Annotated in this window: 14 protein-coding genes; 4 read left to right on the forward strand and 10 right to left on the reverse strand. The window is 38.1% G+C overall.

Going from position 1 to position 18,149, the window contains the following annotated elements:
• Positions 1-23: 23 nt before the first annotated feature.
• Entirely contained in the window at positions 24-1,292 is a 1,269-nt protein-coding gene (locus tag Q4534_RS18070) for an alpha/beta hydrolase family protein (protein ID WP_303614557.1), read from the reverse strand.
• 29 nt (positions 1,293-1,321) lie between these two features.
• Positions 1,322-2,728 (reverse strand): putative oxidoreductase C-terminal domain-containing protein, encoded by a 1,407-nt coding sequence (locus Q4534_RS18075; RefSeq protein ID WP_303614558.1) that lies wholly within the window; start codon positions 2,726-2,728, stop codon positions 1,322-1,324.
• Between the two features lie 711 nt (positions 2,729-3,439).
• Between Q4534_RS18075 and Q4534_RS18080 the strand changes: the two genes are divergently transcribed.
• Positions 3,440-4,855 carry a tagaturonate reductase gene (locus Q4534_RS18080; protein ID WP_303614559.1) on the forward strand — a complete coding sequence of 472 codons (1,416 nt, stop codon included), beginning with the start codon at positions 3,440-3,442 and terminating at the stop codon, positions 4,853-4,855.
• A gap of 76 nt (positions 4,856-4,931) precedes the next feature.
• On the opposite strand, the gene xylA is transcribed toward Q4534_RS18080, so the two are convergent.
• Genes xylA through Q4534_RS18095 form a run of 3 tightly spaced genes read right to left on the reverse strand, consistent with a single transcriptional unit; the run spans position 4,932 to position 9,439 of the window.
• The gene (gene xylA, locus Q4534_RS18085) at positions 4,932-6,245 is read right to left on the reverse strand and encodes a xylose isomerase (RefSeq protein ID WP_303614560.1); all 1,314 of its coding nucleotides are present in this window, start codon (positions 6,243-6,245) and stop codon (positions 4,932-4,934) included.
• A 38-nt stretch (positions 6,246-6,283) separates the two neighbouring features.
• Positions 6,284-7,774, reverse strand: a complete 1,491-nt coding sequence (locus Q4534_RS18090; RefSeq protein WP_303614561.1) for a xylulokinase — start codon at positions 7,772-7,774, stop codon at positions 6,284-6,286.
• A 21-nt stretch (positions 7,775-7,795) separates the two neighbouring features.
• Positions 7,796-9,439, reverse strand: coding sequence for a sodium/sugar symporter (locus tag Q4534_RS18095; RefSeq protein WP_303614562.1), 1,644 nt, complete (start codon positions 9,437-9,439; stop codon positions 7,796-7,798).
• A 370-nt stretch (positions 9,440-9,809) separates the two neighbouring features.
• Between Q4534_RS18095 and Q4534_RS18100 the strand changes: the two genes are divergently transcribed.
• The gene (locus Q4534_RS18100; protein ID WP_303614563.1) at positions 9,810-11,177 is read left to right on the forward strand and encodes a transglutaminase-like domain-containing protein; all 1,368 of its coding nucleotides are present in this window, start codon (positions 9,810-9,812) and stop codon (positions 11,175-11,177) included.
• Between the two features lie 35 nt (positions 11,178-11,212).
• Here Q4534_RS18100 and Q4534_RS18105 read toward each other — a convergent pair whose 3' ends face one another.
• Positions 11,213-11,413 (reverse strand): hypothetical protein, encoded by a 201-nt coding sequence (locus Q4534_RS18105; protein ID WP_303614564.1) that lies wholly within the window; start codon positions 11,411-11,413, stop codon positions 11,213-11,215.
• Between the two features lie 182 nt (positions 11,414-11,595).
• Between Q4534_RS18105 and Q4534_RS18110 the strand changes: the two genes are divergently transcribed.
• The gene (locus Q4534_RS18110; protein WP_303614565.1) at positions 11,596-12,057 is read left to right on the forward strand and encodes a hypothetical protein; all 462 of its coding nucleotides are present in this window, start codon (positions 11,596-11,598) and stop codon (positions 12,055-12,057) included.
• Positions 12,058-12,240: 183 nt separating this feature from the next.
• Here the strand turns inward: Q4534_RS18110 and Q4534_RS18115 are convergent, their stop codons facing one another.
• From Q4534_RS18115 to Q4534_RS18125, 3 genes are all read right to left on the reverse strand, one after another.
• Entirely contained in the window at positions 12,241-12,924 is a 684-nt protein-coding gene (locus Q4534_RS18115) for a DUF2490 domain-containing protein (protein WP_303614566.1), read from the reverse strand.
• Complete coding sequence (locus tag Q4534_RS18120) at positions 12,924-13,499, reverse strand: hypothetical protein (RefSeq protein WP_303614567.1); 576 nt, start codon at positions 13,497-13,499, stop codon at positions 12,924-12,926. The genes Q4534_RS18115 and Q4534_RS18120 overlap by 1 nt, the downstream gene beginning before the upstream one ends.
• Positions 13,500-13,843: 344 nt before the next feature.
• Positions 13,844-15,433, reverse strand: coding sequence for a M81 family metallopeptidase (locus tag Q4534_RS18125; protein WP_303614568.1), 1,590 nt, complete (start codon positions 15,431-15,433; stop codon positions 13,844-13,846).
• Between the two features lie 317 nt (positions 15,434-15,750).
• On the opposite strand from Q4534_RS18125, the gene Q4534_RS18130 reads away from it, so the two are divergent.
• Positions 15,751-16,821 (forward strand): serine hydrolase, encoded by a 1,071-nt coding sequence (locus tag Q4534_RS18130; RefSeq protein WP_303614569.1) that lies wholly within the window; start codon positions 15,751-15,753, stop codon positions 16,819-16,821.
• A gap of 4 nt (positions 16,822-16,825) precedes the next feature.
• Here the strand turns inward: Q4534_RS18130 and Q4534_RS18135 are convergent, their stop codons facing one another.
• On the reverse strand, positions 16,826-18,148 hold the full coding sequence (locus Q4534_RS18135) for an AarF/ABC1/UbiB kinase family protein (protein ID WP_303614570.1): 1,323 nt from the start codon (positions 18,146-18,148) through the stop codon (positions 16,826-16,828).
• Position 18,149: the final 1 nt, after the last annotated feature.

Consider the following 18,149-nt stretch of genomic DNA (forward strand, 5'->3'; position numbering starts at 1 on the left):
AAGGCGTTTATTTTAAGAATTAGTTATTTTTTCAACCACTTATCCCACCAGTCAAAAGCCTCTTTTTGCATGGCTTTGTCAAACTTATGAGGTCCTGGGTAATAAGATGCTTTGTATTTATCCTTGGCTCCGGCTTTATCAAAAACTGAAGCTAAAATTTTGTCTGCTTTCTGCATTTCCGGTAGGGTGTACAATTGATCTTCACTATCATTGAGCACCAAAGTTGGCAGCGGTACACGAAGTCCTAAAATTTCAGGAAAATCCAATTCATTGGGTAGTCTTGGTATATAAGCCATCCAAGTATGGGTATAAGCACGGTTTAACAAAAAATCTGTCCAAGTGCTCATGAACCCCACACAAACGGCACATTTCACCCTGTGGTCTAGTCCTCCCATCATAACAGTCCTCAAACCTCCCCCGGACAAACCTCCACAACCTACATTGTCTGAATCAACATCCTTTCTTGCCAGCAAGATTTCCAAAGCTACTTGATCTTCAGCAAAGAATACTGCCGGCCAGCTGGTACCACCACAAAATAAGGATTTAGACATCACGTGCTCATGCTCACCTGCCCATTTATTGTAGGCTACAATATTTTCATTTTGCTCAGGGTTTTTATCAGTTAATCCTCCTCTCCGATTCTCAGGCACTTCTTTTAACAATACCCTTCTACTTGCAAAGGTGAAGGAATCAGGCACCATAACCACATATCCCCTTTTGGCAATTTCATTGGCCCAAGCTTTTCCTTCATAATAATGGTCTTGGTGTTCCTCCATTAATGGGTGCTGTGCTTTGCCTGTTCGCGTAATTTTCCTTAACCCGAAATATTTGTTTCCACCATGGTCATGAAAAGCCAGAATTGCAGGTAGCGTACCCTTAACTCCTTCTGGCTTGATTACCAAAGCTTTTGTTGGATTGCCGTAGGGCAGTTGCCAACTAATCTCTTCAAAAACCAACCCATCGTTTATATAGCTATCATGTACAGTCACTTGAGGGATTGGGCCCAAATCCGGTATCCCCATTCGCTCTTTGACGGTAGTCATGGCCTCTTTTTTCCAAGAATCAAGGTCATTGTACCGATCATTCCTAAATGAAATGGAAGGTAATTTTTTACTGATCAACCCATTGGCCCAAGGGCCGTAAGGACCGATGATGCTCAGGTCACTTTTGGTCATGGCAAGGTCATTAGAAGCAGAAGAAAAAACAAAATCATGAGGAGGCAAAACACCTCCTGCTAAACCAAAGCCTGCCAATCCTGCAGTTTTGATAAAGTCTCTTCTTTGCTTTTTCATCTGCCTGTCTTTTATTTTAATAGATTAACTTATTTGGCCAATTCTAAAGCCTGAGTAGTAACATAGTATTTGGCCAACATATTTGGCACTTCCCACTCAGGTAGTTTACCCTGTTCCAAGTAGTCAATATATGTTTCGGTAACCTCCCTGAAATGATCTTCATGCCCATGACGGTAAGCTTCCGGAATCTTAACCCTCCAAGAGTTTTTTCCCTCTACTTTTATTACATCCAAATCTTTAAAGGTGCCGGCAAGTTCTTTTACGTGCTTGGTTACATTGGCCTCAAATTCAGCCAGATCCTGTCCTTCAACAGGTTCTATGTACAATTCAGGCTTATAATTTTCCTCAGCATCTTGTCTGATAACCAAATTGGCTTTGCTTCCTCTCATGATAGAATAATGCGTATCAGCAGACCCCTCAGGTGCCTTATAATTCCATATCACTGAAACTTTTGCATGAATTCCATTGATTTTATAGTTGATCTCACCGTTACCATATACCTTCAATAGTCCGTCAGAAACTACAGAATGAAGGTAATCAGGAAATTCTTCAATACCGGTAGATAGGGTAAATTCTTCTAATGTAAGGTCGGTGGTCCATCTTTTGGCATTGATCATTTCAATGTCAGTCTTGTAATCAATAATCTTGTCAGGAAAACTCTCCCACTGTACCAAGTCTACCAAGTGTGTGGTAACATCCACGATACCGTTACCCTGTTGATTAACGTCATAGAACCATCCCGGTCTGATCAAGGTTTTTCCTGATACTTGCTTATAAAAATGGTGAATACTTTCCTTTGTTATGGCTGGATTTTCAAGTGTTCCTTTCTCCATCTCTCCAAAAACCTCAGGGATCAATGAAAACTCTCGTTGAAGCATGGTAGTTATTTCAAACCTTTCTGTCATGATATCAAACAATAACACATCGTTTTTCTCAGCAAGCTCAAAGGCCTCTTTTAAGGTTTCAAATCCTTGAGCATCTATGGCCATGGGTTTGTCTGCCAAAACATTAATTCCTGCTTCAATGGTAGCTTTAATATTCGCTGTTTTTTTCTTATTGTTACCTGCTGTAAGCATTACATTTCCCTTCTTCTCACTGAGCATCTTCTGAAGGTAATCATCTCCTTTATACACTTCTAATTCCCAACTTGTAGGGTCTTCTTCTCGGGTATTGTAGCTTTCAATTGAGTTTAAATAGGAAGTTAATTCCGGTCCATCGGGTGCATATACGTAAACTTTCGGATCCACTTCCTCATACATGGATTTTTTCACAAGGTGTGCATGAAAGTGGCCGGGATCAAGCGTAAGTAATTTTATTTCGTTTTTTTCTCCGGTAAAGGTATTCTTCACTTCTTCTTCCACATTTTTTTCATTGGAACATGATAAAAGCAAAATTGAGGCAGCAATAGGTGACCAAAATTTACTATTAAATTTCATAAGATTTGATTTTGGTAATTGGTTTAAATTAAGTAATAATTACTTTGGGATAACCCTGTGGCTTAATGCATGAAAATTAGATCTTTGCTTTAAACTAAAGGAAAGCATCATCTTGCATCAAGGGAATAAATATAAACAATAAAAAAGGAGAATAAAACATATATTAACGTTACCGATTACAATTGATGCATATTTTCAAAAATTACTGTTTCAATGATCATAGGGTCAACGTCTTTATGGCTTCATCTTAGGCAAGGAGTTAAATTTAAATAAAACTCAGTTCATTTTTTACCGTAAAATTAATTCTCTTGCTCTTTTGGTTGGTATGAATTTTGACCTTTACTTAGTATAATCACTCTTTAATTAAAACTTTAGATTTCAGAAAAAAATATAACCCTTTACGACTATTAAACATATCTTAATGAATGTAAAAAAAGGTGAATCAAAACATCTAAAACCAACTCCATTTCATACAAGACCTAACTTTTACACCAAATTATTAAATTCATGAATTCATTTGGTCTGAATAAAAAAATGAAGGGAAAGTTTAGGATTCAATTCCTGCAATTTTTAAAAAAAATAAATACATTAATTCAATATTTAATCAGTAATTAAGACATTGTAAGATCTTAATAAATAATAAGCTCAAAAAGTAAAAAATTCTTTCAATTAGGATAAAGAATACAACCTAAAATTTTAATAAATAAAAACATGAAACTATTAAATAGACAAAATATCCCTTCACCTTCTACTCGCCCTGTCAGCATACTTCAATTTGGGACAGGGAATTTTTTGAGAGGGTTTGCAGATTGGATGATTGATATCTTAAATGAGAAGACATCATTTAATGGAGATATTCAAATGGTTCAAGTGCATAGTAAAAAGCCGGCCCAAGGCATTAATTCTCAAGAAGGTCTATATCATGTACTAACCAAAGGAATTAGTAAAGGTCAAACCATAGAAGAAAGCCGGTTAATTCAATCAGTAAGAGGGGCAATTAACCCATTTCTTGATTATAAGGCTTACTTAGATTTAGCAAAAATACCGGAATTAAGGTTTGTTATTTCAAACACCACAGAGGCAGGCATTTATTTTGATGATGCCGATAAGGATTGGGCGACTACTCCTGAGTCTTTTCCGGGGAAATTAACTGCTTTGCTTTATCAACGTTTCCAACATTTTGATGGGGATTCTGAAAAAGGTTTGGTGATCATCCCTTGTGAATTGGTAGAAGACAATGGTAAAAAGCTTAAAGAAAATATCAAAAGGTACATCGATTTATGGAACCTTTCAGGCGATTTTGAGGACTGGGTGGTTAAGCATAACTTTTTCTGCAACACATTGGTAGACCGAATTGTGCCGGGATATCCATTGGGAAGCGGCAATGAAATTCAAGCCCAATTAGGCTTTAAAGATGAGCAAATGGTAATGACAGAGCCATTTTATTTCTGGGCCATAGATGGGCCGGAATGGCTAAAAAAAGAATTACCTTTAGATAAAGCCGGATTTGATGTGCTTTTTGTAAAAGACATCAGTCCTTACAGAACCAGAAAGGTACGAATCCTTAATGGAGCCCACACTTGTCTGGTACCTGTTGCCTATCTCAAAGGAATCAGATTGGTAAAAGATGCCATGGAAAATGAAGCCACAAGTTCTTATCTCCAAAAAGTAATCTTTGATGAGATAATTCCTGCCATGGATCAACCAGAGGAAAACCTAATTCCCTTTGCAGAAGATGTACTGGATCGGTTTAGAAACCCTTTTATTAAGCACAAACTAAGTGATATCGCATTAAATTCCATTTCAAAATGGAAAGTTAGGGTTTTACCAACATTGTTAGACTATATCAATAAAAAGGATCAAATACCTACCGGAATGGTAGAGGCTTTTGCGGCCATGATTGTGTATTATAGAGGCCATTATAATGGGGAAGCTACTCCCATCAAAGACAAGCCTGAAGTGGTTAAGTATTTTGACCAGATTTGGAAAATTAAAACACCCGAGGCCGTTGTTGAAAGTGTGTTAGCTAAAGTGGACTATTGGGATCAGGACCTTAACTTGATTTATGGTCTGAGTGAAGCCTTAATTAAAGAAGTAAAATCCCTGCTGGCTCAAGAAAAGGGATAATTCTATATATATGTATTAAATTAAAAAGCGGCTTAAATATTTAAGCCGCTTTTTTAATGCTAAATTTTATAGGAATTTAAATAAATTGATTCAGTATATTTTCATACATTTCTTGCTTACCACTTGTCATCTTCGGCTCACCGATTTCCTGCGCATGACTTCTCAAGGCTTCCAAATCAAGTTTTCCGGTTTCAAACTCTTTTCCTTTTCCTCCATCAAACGAGGCATATCGATTCTTTCTCAAAGTTTGGTAATCTGAATGCTCCATGATATCATTGGCAATTACTAAACTCCTTGCAAAAGCGTCCATGCTTCCTACATGAGCATGAAAAAGATCATCCAGGTCTGTAGAGTTTCTTCTTATTTTAGCGTCAAAATTCACTCCGCCTGTGGTAAACCCCGGTCCTTGTAAGAGTACCAGCATGGCCTCCGTTAATTCTTGAAGGTTGATTGCAAATTGGTCTGTATCCCATCCATTTTGATAGTCTCCCCTATTGGCATCAATACTACCTAAAAGACCGGCATCCATGGCAACTTGCAATTCATGCTGGAAAGTATGTCCTGCAAGTGTAGCATGATTTACTTCCAAATTTAGCTTAAAGTCTTTGTCTAAGCCAAAATACCTAAGAAACCCTATAACCGTAGCCGCATCATAATCATATTGATGTTTGGTTGGCTCCATCGGTTTTGGCTCAATAAGGAAAGTACCTTCGAAGCCTTGTTTTCTTCCATAATCTCTAGCCATGGTTAAAAATTGGGCCAAGTGCTCAGTTTCACGTTTCATGTCGGTATTCAACAATGACATATAACCTTCTCTGCCACCCCAAAACACATAATTTTCACCTCCCAGTTCGATGGTTGCATCAATTGCATTTTTCACCTGAGTAGCAGCTCTACTTACTACATCAAAATCCGGGTTGGTGGCTGCTCCATTCATATACCTTGGATGGCTAAAAACATTAGCTGTCCCCCAAAGTAATTTTATACCTGTTTCTTTTTGCTTTTGCTTGGCGTAATCTACTATTGCTCCCATATGTTTTTCATAGGTCGCAATGCTATCCCCCTCATCAATCAAGTCAATGTCATGAAAACAATAATAAGGGGCTCCAATTTTTCCGATAAATTCAAAAGCCGCATCCATTTTGTCTTTTGCTCTTTGAATCGGATCATTGGATTGGTCCCATTTATGAACCATAGTCCCCGGACCGAAGGGATCATTTCCTGTGGCACAGAAAGAATGCCAATAGGCTATTGCAAAACGAAAATGCTCTTTCATCGTCTTCCCGGCAATTACTCGGCTCTCATCATAATATTTGAAAGCCAATGGATTTTTTGAATCCTTTCCTTCAAACTTAATCTTATCAATCTCAGGAAAAAACATATCTGACATAATTCAATTCTATTTAGGTATTAGATAAGTATATTAATTTATTTCACTTGGTTTAAGCAGTTCTCCCACTGCTGATAAACTGCTCCATAGGCTTCAATCTTTTGCGCATCAGGTTCAAAGTCCTGGATTTTCACCAAACCTTGAAAGGCTTCTTCAGGACCTGAATAGATCCCTGCACCAATTCCGGCTCCTCGGGCAGCTCCCTGTGCGCCATCCGTATCATACAATTCGAGGGATACATTATTCATGTTAACAAAAGCTTCCCTGAAAAGGGGACTTAGGAACATGTTTGCTTTTCCTGCTTTCACGGTTTTCAGGTTTAGCCCCATGTTTTTCATGATGTTAAAACCATAAGTCAATGCAGACACAATACCTTCTTGGCCGGCACGAAACACATGCCTCTTGTCATGTTTCAAAAGATTTAATTGGGATAAGTGTGCACCAACATGCTTATTTTCCATAATTCGTTCCACACCATTCCCAAAAGGTAAAAAACTCAAACCGTCAGCACCAATAGGCACTTCAGCAGCCATTTCATTCATCACTTCATAATCCAATGCATGATCTCCAAAAGAGCGCTTCAACCAACTGTTTAGAATCCCTGTTCCATTGATACAAAGCAACACTCCATATCTGGGATTATTTTTACTGTGGTTGACATGGACAAAGGTATTTACCCTAGACAAAGGGTCATAAACAGGTTTGGTGCTAACTCCAAAGACAGTACCTGAAGTACCTGCCGTAGTCGCCAACTCCCCTTCTTCCAATACATTCAATGAAAAAGCATTGTTAGGTTGATCTCCGGCCCGATAAGTTACAGGAATACCGGCATCTAAGCCCAGTTCTTGCGCTACCTGAGGAATCACCCTACCTTGATCACCAAATGAAGCAACAGCTTTAGGAAGTAATTTAGCGTCTATTCCATAGTGGTTCAGCAAATTGTCAGCAATATTATTTTCAAGGAAATCCCAAAATACACCTTCAGACAATCCTGTCTCTGAGGTAAGGATTTCACCCGTAAGCTTCATGGCTATATAATCACCGGGAAGCATGATTTTATGGATCCTCTCATATTTTTCAGGCTCATTTTCTTTTACCCATTTAAGTTTTGAAGCTGTAAAGTTACCCGGGGAATTAAGGAGGTGCCCCAGGCAATATTCGCTACCTAAACCGGCAAAAGCTTGGTTACCGATGGCTACAGCTCTGCTATCGCACCATATGATGGCGGGCCTTATCACTGACATATCCTTGTCAACCATTACCAAGCCATGCATTTGATAGGAAATACCTATTCCTTTAATTTCACCGGGTTTAACCTGACTTTTAGCAATTATTTCTTGGGTTGTTGCTTTGATGTATTTCCACCACAATTCAGGATCTTGTTCTGCCCAATCTTTTTGTGGGGAATCAATGCTCATTTCCACCTCTGGAAGTCCCTTTGCTGCCACAACTTTACCTGAATCTGCATCCAGAAGCGTAGCTTTTACTGAAGAACTACCTATATCATATCCTATTAGGAGCTGTCTCATTTTAAAATCAAAAATTTTATTTTACCAAAATACGATGTATAAGGCTGCGATTATTCCGGAAATCAAAATTGCACCAATTTTAAACTGAGTGCTGGTTTTGAAAAGGTCTTTGCTGATTTCTATCCCTTTAGGATGGTCCTTGCCTTTGCCTTCAAACAAACTTATGGCAATAATTAACCCTGAAATGATCAAAAACACCAACCCCATTCTATCTATAAAAGGTAAGTTTGGAGTCAGGAATTTAAATGCTGCCGATAAAGGTATGGTCAGCGCTGCTGCAGTTAGGGCCGCATTTGAAGTTGTTTTTTTCCAAAAGAAACCAAATACAAAAATAGCAAACACACCAGGTGACACGAAACCGGTATATTCTTGAATGTATTGAAAAGCCTGATCCAATTCCCGCAAAGCAGGCGCAACTATGGCAGCCACAATAAAGGCTACGATTGCTGTAATTCTACCAACTCTTACTTGTTTTTTCTCCGAAGCATTTTCATCAAAAAAGTTCTTATATACATCCAAAGTGAAAATCGTTGAAGTACTGTTTGCCATCGAAGCCAAAGAAGAAACAATGGCGGCTGTTAATGCAGCAAAGGCCAATCCTTTCAAGCCAGAAGGAAGCAATTGTAATAGTGTAGGATAAGCCCTGTCTGACTTAATAATTCCAGTTACCGGATCAGTCATAGAATCAGCAAAGGAAGGATCTATTCCTTGATTTACAATCACATAAGCAGCAATACCAGGGATAACCACAATCAGTGGCATAAGAAGTTTTAGAAAACCTGCGAAAACCATTCCTTTTTGGGCCTCATTCAATGATTTTGCCGCCAAGGCTCTTTGTGTTATATACTGATTAAAGCCCCAATAGCTTAAATTAACCACCCACATACCACCTATCAAGACAGATAGGCCGGGTAAATCCATATAGGCATCTCTTTCTCCTCCAGCACCATCAGGAATCATCATTTCTCCCTTTTCAATAATCATATTGAAATGACTTGACGCTTCTGTCAAAAGGGTGGAGAAGCCAAGGAATACATTACCGGAACCAACAATAGACAAAGCAAGGTAGGTGGTAGCAAGTCCACCTAAAACTAAAAAGAACACTTGGACTACATCTGTCCACGCAACCGCTTTTAACCCACCATAAATGGAATACAACATCGCAAATACAGCTAGTCCGGCAATCCCATACATCATGGGTACGCCCAATATTGTTTCAAGGCTTAATGCTCCTAAATAAAGTACAGAAGTAAGGTTGACAAATACGTAAACCAATAACCAAAACACAGCCATAACTGTCCTAACGCGACTATCATAACGCTTTAGCAAAAATTGAGGCATGGTACTAATGCCTTCTTTTAGGTACACCGGTAAAAAGAAAATGGCCACTATTAATAATGTAGCCGCCGCCATCCACTCGTAAGTAGATATTGCCAGCCCAAGGGCAAAGCCTGAACCTGACATACCGATAAATTGTTCTGCAGAAATATTGGATGCAATCAATGAAGCTCCTACGGCCCACCAAGGTAAGGCTTTGCTTGCCAAGAAGTAATCATTGGAATCTTTAACGTGTCCCTCTTTCTCTCTTGATACAAAGTACCCCATTAAAATGATAAGGATACAATAACCAATAAAAATGGCGAGGTCTAAAGTAGTAAAATTCATGAACTTTGGATTAATGGGTTTGAGGTTTTGTCAATTCTATTGAGTATTTGGTGTCAAAAATTAATGTGCAATATAATCAATTAAGGTTTTGATAAAATAAAATACCTTAGAAAGTCAACCACTCTTTTTAAATGACCGCAAAGGGTTTCAATTCGTTACACTCCAAGAAATTTTACTATATGAGCTGTTCTTAATCCATTCCGTCAGCCAATTTCAACTAAAAAAAAAGCCGTAAGTCATAGAAAACCAGTATGAAATAATCGAAATGGTAAAAGAGTTTAAACTTGCTGCTTAAATAAGAAATACTTACTTTGATAGGCTAATTCTACTTTTTTTATTATTTACCGGAATCTCAACCCAAAGGCTCAATATGAAAAATCTATTATACAATTCTTCACTCATTGGCCTTGGTATTTGTTGGCTGATTTTAGGCAGCTGTCAATCAAAACCCAACGAAGTTTCGACGGCTGAGGCAAAAGCCAATACAGTCCCTAAAGTGGACATTGCAGACATTGAAAAGGGGATTAAAGCCTATATCTCCAATAAAGCAGCTGCAAACGATGGCTTTTTTTTGGTAAGGGATGAGGAGAAATTATTACGACTACAATTGGTAAGGGTACATACTGAATACCTCTCTAATTTAGGGCCAAATAGGCATTTCGCTTGTGTAGACCTTGCTGATACGTCCGGGGATGTTTACGACGTCGATTTTTTTATGGAAGGGGAGCCGGGTGAAATGGAAGTAACCGAAACCAGCGTACACAAATTGAATGGTAAACCTTTTTATTCGTGGAAACAACAGCCGGACAAAACTTGGGCCCGACTTCCTGTAGCTGAATCAAGCAATAAACTTCTAGGGGTTATTGAAGGGGAAGATCAATTCCTATTCAACTACAATATCACTTTGCCGGTGATTACTGATTCTGCCAAAATGTGGATTCCCCTTGCAGTATCTGACGACTACCAGGAAATAGCGCTGGTGAAAAAGGAGGTTCCGGGCAAACATCAAATAATAAAAGATAAAAACAATGAAAATACTGCCATATTCGTAGCCCTTTCTCCGAATGAAAGCGAAAAACCTATTACAATCGTCTATAAGGTAAAAAGAATAGAAAAAGGCCCTTATCAAGACAGCCTTAAAATAGACCCTCGATACCTGCAATCAAGTGCATTGATGCCTGTCGGGAGAAGATTTCGGGAATTGGCACAAGAGGCCATTGGAGAAAAAAAAGGGGAAAGCCAACTAATGCAAGCCAGGGCTATTTATGACTATATTATTGATCAAATGAAATACATGAAGTATGGCGATTATGGAAAAGGGGATGCAATTTATGCCTGTGATACCAAAACGGGAAATTGTACGGAATTTCATTCGCTATTCATCTCTATGGCCAGATCTGTGGGCATTCCCGCTAGGTTTTCAATAGGAGCAGCAATTCCTTCAGACAGGGATGATGGAGGAATCGATGGCTACCACTGTTGGGCAGAGTTTTATGCCGAAGGTAAGTGGTGGCCCGTAGATATTAGTGAAGGCAATAAATACACCGCGCTGTCTACCTATTATTTTGGAAGACACCCTGCCAATCGAATTGAGTTAAGCAGTGGTAGAGACCTAGAATTTAATCCCGGCCCGACATCAGGACCTATCAACTTTATGGCCTATCCGGTTTTAGAAATTAAAGGTAAATCCGCTCTTGCTAAAACAACATTTACATTTATTAGAAGCAATACTCATTAATAAAATATCATAATGAATAACTAATCAGCAAAGTACTATTCCTTTGTTGGGTGCTCATCCTTATCTGATGGGTGCTCATCACCACCTGATGGATGCTCTTCTTCTGCAGCCGGGTGCTCTTCTGTCTGTTCTACTTTGTCGGTTTTTTTATTCCCACAAGAAGAAATGGTGAATGAAAACAGCAAGCCCATCAAAAGCAGCATTGCAAGTGGTTTTATACTTTTTAAAATTTTCATAGTCTTTAATTTTCTACACCTATCAAAGTACCTTTTTTTTTTGTGATTTCAAAATAAACAAAAGATTATACTTTTGACAATCAACTCCATAGGTCAATACATAGGTAGCCAAAAATTAAATCTTGAAATGAAAACTCTGGCAACCTTTTTGCCTCCTTACTTAAAAACATTTTTAAAACATTATGGAAAAATTAAACTTTAAAAAAAGAGTAATGGAAGAAGCCGTCAGGCGCCAAGAAAGCATAGTGTCGGACTTTAGGCAAAGAATAAAGGAGATTAGAGAAGGAGAGCAACAGCCCCAGGATGAACCCGTTGAGTATGATCAACAAGGCCAAGAAGATGAAAGCGCACTCGTGATCAACAAAATTGGTCGGGAGCTTGACTTTGTCATCGATGAATTGGATTTCTTAAAACAAATGAGAACTGCAGATAATATTTTGGAAGAAGCCACGCTCGGAGCAATTGTAAAAACGGACAGCATGACCTTTTTCCCAAGTGTAAGTTTAGAGGAATTTGAAGTGGATGGTCAGAAATTATTTGGGATTTCAAAAAACGCTCCCATTTACAAGGAAATGAAGGGAAAGAAAAAAGGAGATACTTTTGGGTTAAATGGAAAATCCTATAAAATCATAGACTTGTATTGACACCTAATCTGGCTGAATAAAAAATTAAGCATTTTGTTTGCCTTACCAAATAGCTCAACCAAAAAAACTTCAATTCAGTATGAAAAGGAACTACGAATTAACTTTCTGGTTCCTTTTTTTCTAGCTCATTTTGAGACGTTCATCTCAGAGTATCGCCAATAAAAAAATTAATGATTAAGTGATTTAAAAATTCAAGTACCAGCCAAATTTAAACCAAGTTCTGTGTCTCAGGTCAGGATCAAAAAAACGATCGGTTCTGTAGTCTATCCCTGCTTGAAATTTTTGCCTTCCTTTTGAAAGGTGGCCCAATGATGCTACTGCTCGATTTTCAAGTCCGCTTACCCTTGCTTGGTAACTATAAAGGATTTCATCACTAAAAACCAAATAAAACTCTCCCGGATCTAAACTTTTCCCTTCTATTGGAAATTCGAAAGAAACTCTATACCTAACCCGATAATCATTTTTTTCAAAAGGGGAATAAGTCTGGTCGAAACGAATTCTATGCCCAATTTTATAATTTCTAGGCAACTGGAGTATTGAGATTTGCTGTATTGTCCGATGGCTATTGTCACCTCTACTATTCACACGGTATTGATAGCCTCCTGCTATATCAATAAATGGATTAACTTTTGTTCCTAAGAACCCTTGAAAATCAGTGAGATTATGGAAATAGCCGACATCAAGATCCTCTCCCTCGAACTTTTCGGCCAGGCCGTGTTGACTCTCTATTTTACCAATAACTTTTAATTTTTCTGTGGCTTTAAAACCTACCTGAAATTCAGGGAAAAACCCAAATAAGCGAACAGTTCCTTGAGCCATTATTTGAATTGGAAGTAATAAAAATAAAATAAGTAATAGTTTACGCATTAAAAGAATAGATTATTAGAAGGTTCCAGAATGATTTCTCTTTTCATTAGAAGTTCACCCTCCTTATCAAACAATCCTTCCCATAATTTTTTTGTACTAGATGTCTTACCATAAAATTCCACTTCATATTTAACTATAATTTCATTGGATTTTTTAGAAACTATCCAATTTTTAAGGTTTTCGTCTCTCCCGGTATACTGAATTTGAATCTTACGTATTTTAGTTTTCAAAAAGTGTTCCGAAAAATATTTAGATATATTTTGTTTTACCTCAATTGGCAATCTCCTCCAATGTATTAATACTTCAATATCTTCTAAGGTACCATCTTTACTAAACTCTACACTGTACTTTTTTCTCTTTTGGTAAAATTTAGCTTCATAGCTTTGGCTTTCCCCTGAGGTTTCAAAATACCAATTCATTCTTTTTTTCTGATCAAATACTTCCTCCACCCAAGCAACCGCATTGGAAGGAACATCACTACTCATCACCTTGCTTTCTTTTTCAATTTTCACCTGCCCATTGGCAACCAATGAAAACAGACACACCAACCAAACAACACAAATTATTTTAACCATTTTTCCGGGATTTTCTTAATTCAGACTTTTTTATAGTTTTTACTTAAAGTAAAAACCCGACTTTTCTGATAGAGGCCAGTTTCTCAAATCATTAAACTGTTAAATAATTATTAAGCCCTGTTTAATAAAACTTGTATCCTAAATAAGAATATTATGGTATTTCCGGAAAGGCAGCGCAAATATAATGAGTAGAAGAAGACTTAACTTGATTATAACCAAATAAAATGGCCTGATTCTAGTTTTACACAATAGAATCAGGCCATTTATTCCAACACCGAACCAATTCAGAATAAATTTAACAAGATTTTAGCCCAAAAAATTTGATCAAAAACCCTGCAGTGTTATTAAAATTCATGAGACAAGGGGACTAATCTTGCACTTAGATCCGGCATTTCCATATCCTTATCAAATGGAAATATTGGTCGGTTGATGCGTTTAAACTCCAAACGCTCCAGATCCTGATCAACCCCCCCCGGGGTAAGTGCCATGATCCAATCTGCCCTCATGTCGTACAGTTCAGGTACCAGGTAACCAATTTTCACTACTACAATATCCGTTTCTTTTGGATTAAGACCAAGGTTAGTAAAATCCCTTTCCCTATGGTAGGGCTTTCTTTTTTTGGTAACAATTACGTGAACACTGCCAACTTTTACAACCACCTCTACTTCTGCATTTTTATCCCCCTTTTCTATGGCTGTCACCTCACCGGTAAGTAGTAAAGGTGGAGCAAATCGATCATCCACTGCAGCTCCGGCCTTGGCAGACACTTCCCCTCCTACACCTACCTCCAACGCAGCTTTTACCAAATCAGGACCTGGAATAGAAGCATAAATTAGGGAAGGTCCTGAGGCTGATTTAAATTCAGGTCTATCAAGTATTTCTTTGAGTGTCCAAGTTACATCTCCAGCGCCTCCGGCGGTCGGATTGTCTCCCATATCACTGATCATAAATGGCACTTTATCACTGGCAATGGCCATATCCAAACTCTCCTTAAGACTGGCGGTAGGTGCAATAAATTCAAATTTGTTGCGTCTTTCCCAAAAACTTGAGGCAAGTTCTTCTGCCGTTTGCGTGACTTTCTCCTTATCATCCCCGGTAACCATTACCACAGCGTGGTTTCTCGGCTCATCTGCCCAAGCATAGCCTACCCAAATTGCGGCATCTACTATCCCCTCCTGTTGGGTAGCCGGATTTACAGCCGCGTATAAACTTTTTCCCGGTTCAACACGGGTACTGGTTTTTTCTCCTGGAAGTAAAATGGGTACTGGAATCCATGCTTTAAAAGCAGGCTTTCCTTTTCCCGATTCCAAACGATCCAATAAATTATCAACAGCGCGTTTTTTGGATTCCAATGCATCTTCATGAGGAGCCATTCGATAGCAGGTAATTAAGTCAGAATTGCCCGCCAGTCTCCACGAAACATTTCCGTGTAAATCCATAGAAGTAGAAATGATGGTCTCTTTTCCTATAACCTCCCTTATTCTTTCTATAAAGTCTCCTTCAGGGTCATCAAGACCTACCACACTCATGGCCCCGTGAATATCAAAAAACAAGCCGTCATAAGGTAGGTTTTCCTTTAGCCTCTCCAAAGTCTCACCCACTAGCGATTCGTAGGCTTCTCTAGAAACAATTCCTCCGGGAATGGCATGCCCCCTTAAAGTAGGAAACCACTCGGCTCTAGATCTATTGATTGAGTCAGGCTTCATAAATGGGTAATAATTAAATATTTCTTCTCCTCTTCGTGCAAGAAAGGCTTCTTCCTCCGATACTGCCGGTGAAAAAGTACTAGACTCTATAGCCAAACCCGCAATTGCCACCCGAGGAAGGTCAGCATTATGTTCAGCGCTCTCCGATGTTTTGCCCCCGCAATAACTAAACAACAGCAATGTACTGAGTAAGCACAAATAAGAATAGGTAGATTTTTCTTTTAACATAGTAGCAATATTAAATGATAATAAAGACTTAGATTCGATAAAATATCATTGAATAATCTAAAATAAGTTAATTTTTAACACATATTCTACACAAGTAGATAAATTAATTGAATAAAACCCTTCTAAAGAATCAAATTTTCTCCAAACTAATATAAAATTGTGCTCATAAAGTTTTGGGGGCACCCCATAAACGCATTCAAAAAAATAATATCATTGAGCTGTTATTTTACTTTTAATTGTTTGCTAACCTTCACAATCTATTTGCCATTATATGGTTTATTTTAGTATCTTTCCCTTTTAATCCTAAATATCATTTTATGTTTTCTACCGACAGGAAATCCACCATTTTTACTGCCTGGCATAAAGCGTTTGATCAGTTTTCTACCAAGAAAAAGTTAACAGGGCTTGTTCTTAGTATTTTTAAGGAAAACACAGAACCCATTTTATGGTCTGATTCCACTAAGGACATTTCTTTAGATCAACCTTATTTCATCACAGAGCTAGGTAATATTCACCTGTTGGCTATATTTATCAAACTAAAGATAAGAGGATTACTATCTCTTGATCAATCCATTACAGACATTCTTGAAAAAAAAGATTACGAAGGATTAATCAACCTAAGAGGTAAGGATTATACAGAAGAAGTTACCATTTCTCATTTATTGTCACATAGGTCAGGAATTCCCGATTTTCTGAATCATTCTTCAAAAGATGAACAGTCCATAAAGTCCCACATTTATAGCGGAGAGGATTTATCTTGGGAGTTAAAAGATTTTGTGAGCAAATGCAAAGGTCAGAAACCAATTTTTAAACCCGGTAAATCTTCAAAAAGTATTTACTCTGCCACCAATGATCTTTTGCTAGGTAAGATCATTGAAAAGATCACCGGTGATTCATTAGAAAAAGCCCTGAATGATTTTCACTTTTCCAGACTATCTATGAACCAAACTTATGTATATAAAGACCCGAACGATAGAACCCCTGCACTATTTTCTTATAAAAATCAACCTTTGAATTTACCTCATGCGATGAGTTCACTAGGAGGTGCCGGAGGTATTGTAAGTACAGCCAGGGACAGCCTCACCTTCTTGAAGGCATTTTTTCACGGACACCTTTTTCCACTGTCCGAATTGGACAATATCATGAACTGGTTACCGGTAAAACAAGGCCTTAGCCAAGGGATAGGGATTTCTCGCTACCAAAGAACTCGAATTTTACCTTTGGCGTCAAAGGATCCTGAGTTCATTGGGTGTACAGGGCATACCTCCGGAGCTTTCAGTTTATATGCTCCGGAATTTCAAATATTCTTGACAGGGACCACCAATCAATCTGACGATCCATTGCTTCCCTATAAACTAGCTTCTGCTATGTTAAAAGAACTGAATTAAAATTTCAGTTCTTTATCCAGTCCGGCTTTGTTGTTTTAATATTGGCTTGTAATTGGTTAAGTAAATTATACAATCCAAAATAAGTCCTATTGATGTACAAACCATGTCTGGAACCACGGGCTTGTTTCGATTTCCTAAACATCTTGTCATTTGAGATTTTATCTCCCAAAGCAAAGATCATTTGGAAGTAGTTATCATCTGCGAAATCAAAGGTATCCACATGAAACGGCTTACCTAGCAGAGAAATCATCTCTTTAAACGTATTTTTAAAATAATTTTTTTCCTCGGCAGAATCCCTATCAGAAATAAACTCAAGGTCATAGAAAATTTGATCCAATTCATCCTCTTTGATCAATAGGTCTTTCTTTATTAGAGAAAAATAACCGGAATAAAATTCCTCAGGAATCACTTTAACACAACCAAAATCGATAACAGCCAATTCATCCCCCTCTTGTATTATGAAATTCCCGGGATGCGGATCTGCATGAACTTGTTTTAGCTGATGCACTTGATGATCATAAAAATCCCACATGATTTGACCTACCTTGTCTCTAGCCTCTTGACTTGGATTCGTTTGAAGCCATTCCTTAAGGTGTTTGCCTTCCATCCAGTCCATGGTGATCACACGGGCGCTGCTCATTTCTTCATAGTATTTCGGGAAATTCAGGCCTTTAATGTGACTACAAGCTTGCGATATCTCCTTACTCCTTATGACTTCCAGTTTGTAATCGGTCTCTTCGAGTAATTTTTCTTCCACCTCTTCCATATAATTATCCAACTCCCTTTCATTCATGTTCAATAAACGAAGTGCAAATGGTTTAACCAGTTTCAGGTCTGATTTCACACTTGAACCTACACCCGGATACTGAATTTTCACTGCGAACACCTTATCTCCCTTGGTTGCTTTGTGCACCTGACCTATGGAAGCAGCATTCGCTGCGGAAGTGGTGAAGGTATCAAAAAGGTTTTCAGGCCCTTTCTTAAAATATTGATTAAAGGTCTTTACTACCAGTGGATAAGATAAAGGCGGCGCGCTGTACTGTGCCATTGTAAATTTATCTTGATAAGCGCCAGGCAGCATATTTTTATCCATTGCCATCATTTGAGCCACTTTTAAGGCACTCCCTTTCAGTTCACTGAGAGAATCATAAATATCTGTGGCATTGTTTCTATGCAATTCATCTTTGGTCATTGCGGGGTTGACTACTTTTTTAGCGTAGTGCTTCATATAATTCCCACCTACCTTAGCGCCTGTACTAATAAACTTTGCTGCTCTTTGCACTTTGGAGACAGGTATGCTTTGTTGCTCATTTATTTTATTTGTCATG

The sequence above is a fragment of the Cyclobacterium sp. 1_MG-2023 genome (genome assembly GCF_030546805.1).
Classification (GTDB): Bacteria; Bacteroidota; Bacteroidia; order Cytophagales; family Cyclobacteriaceae; genus Cyclobacterium.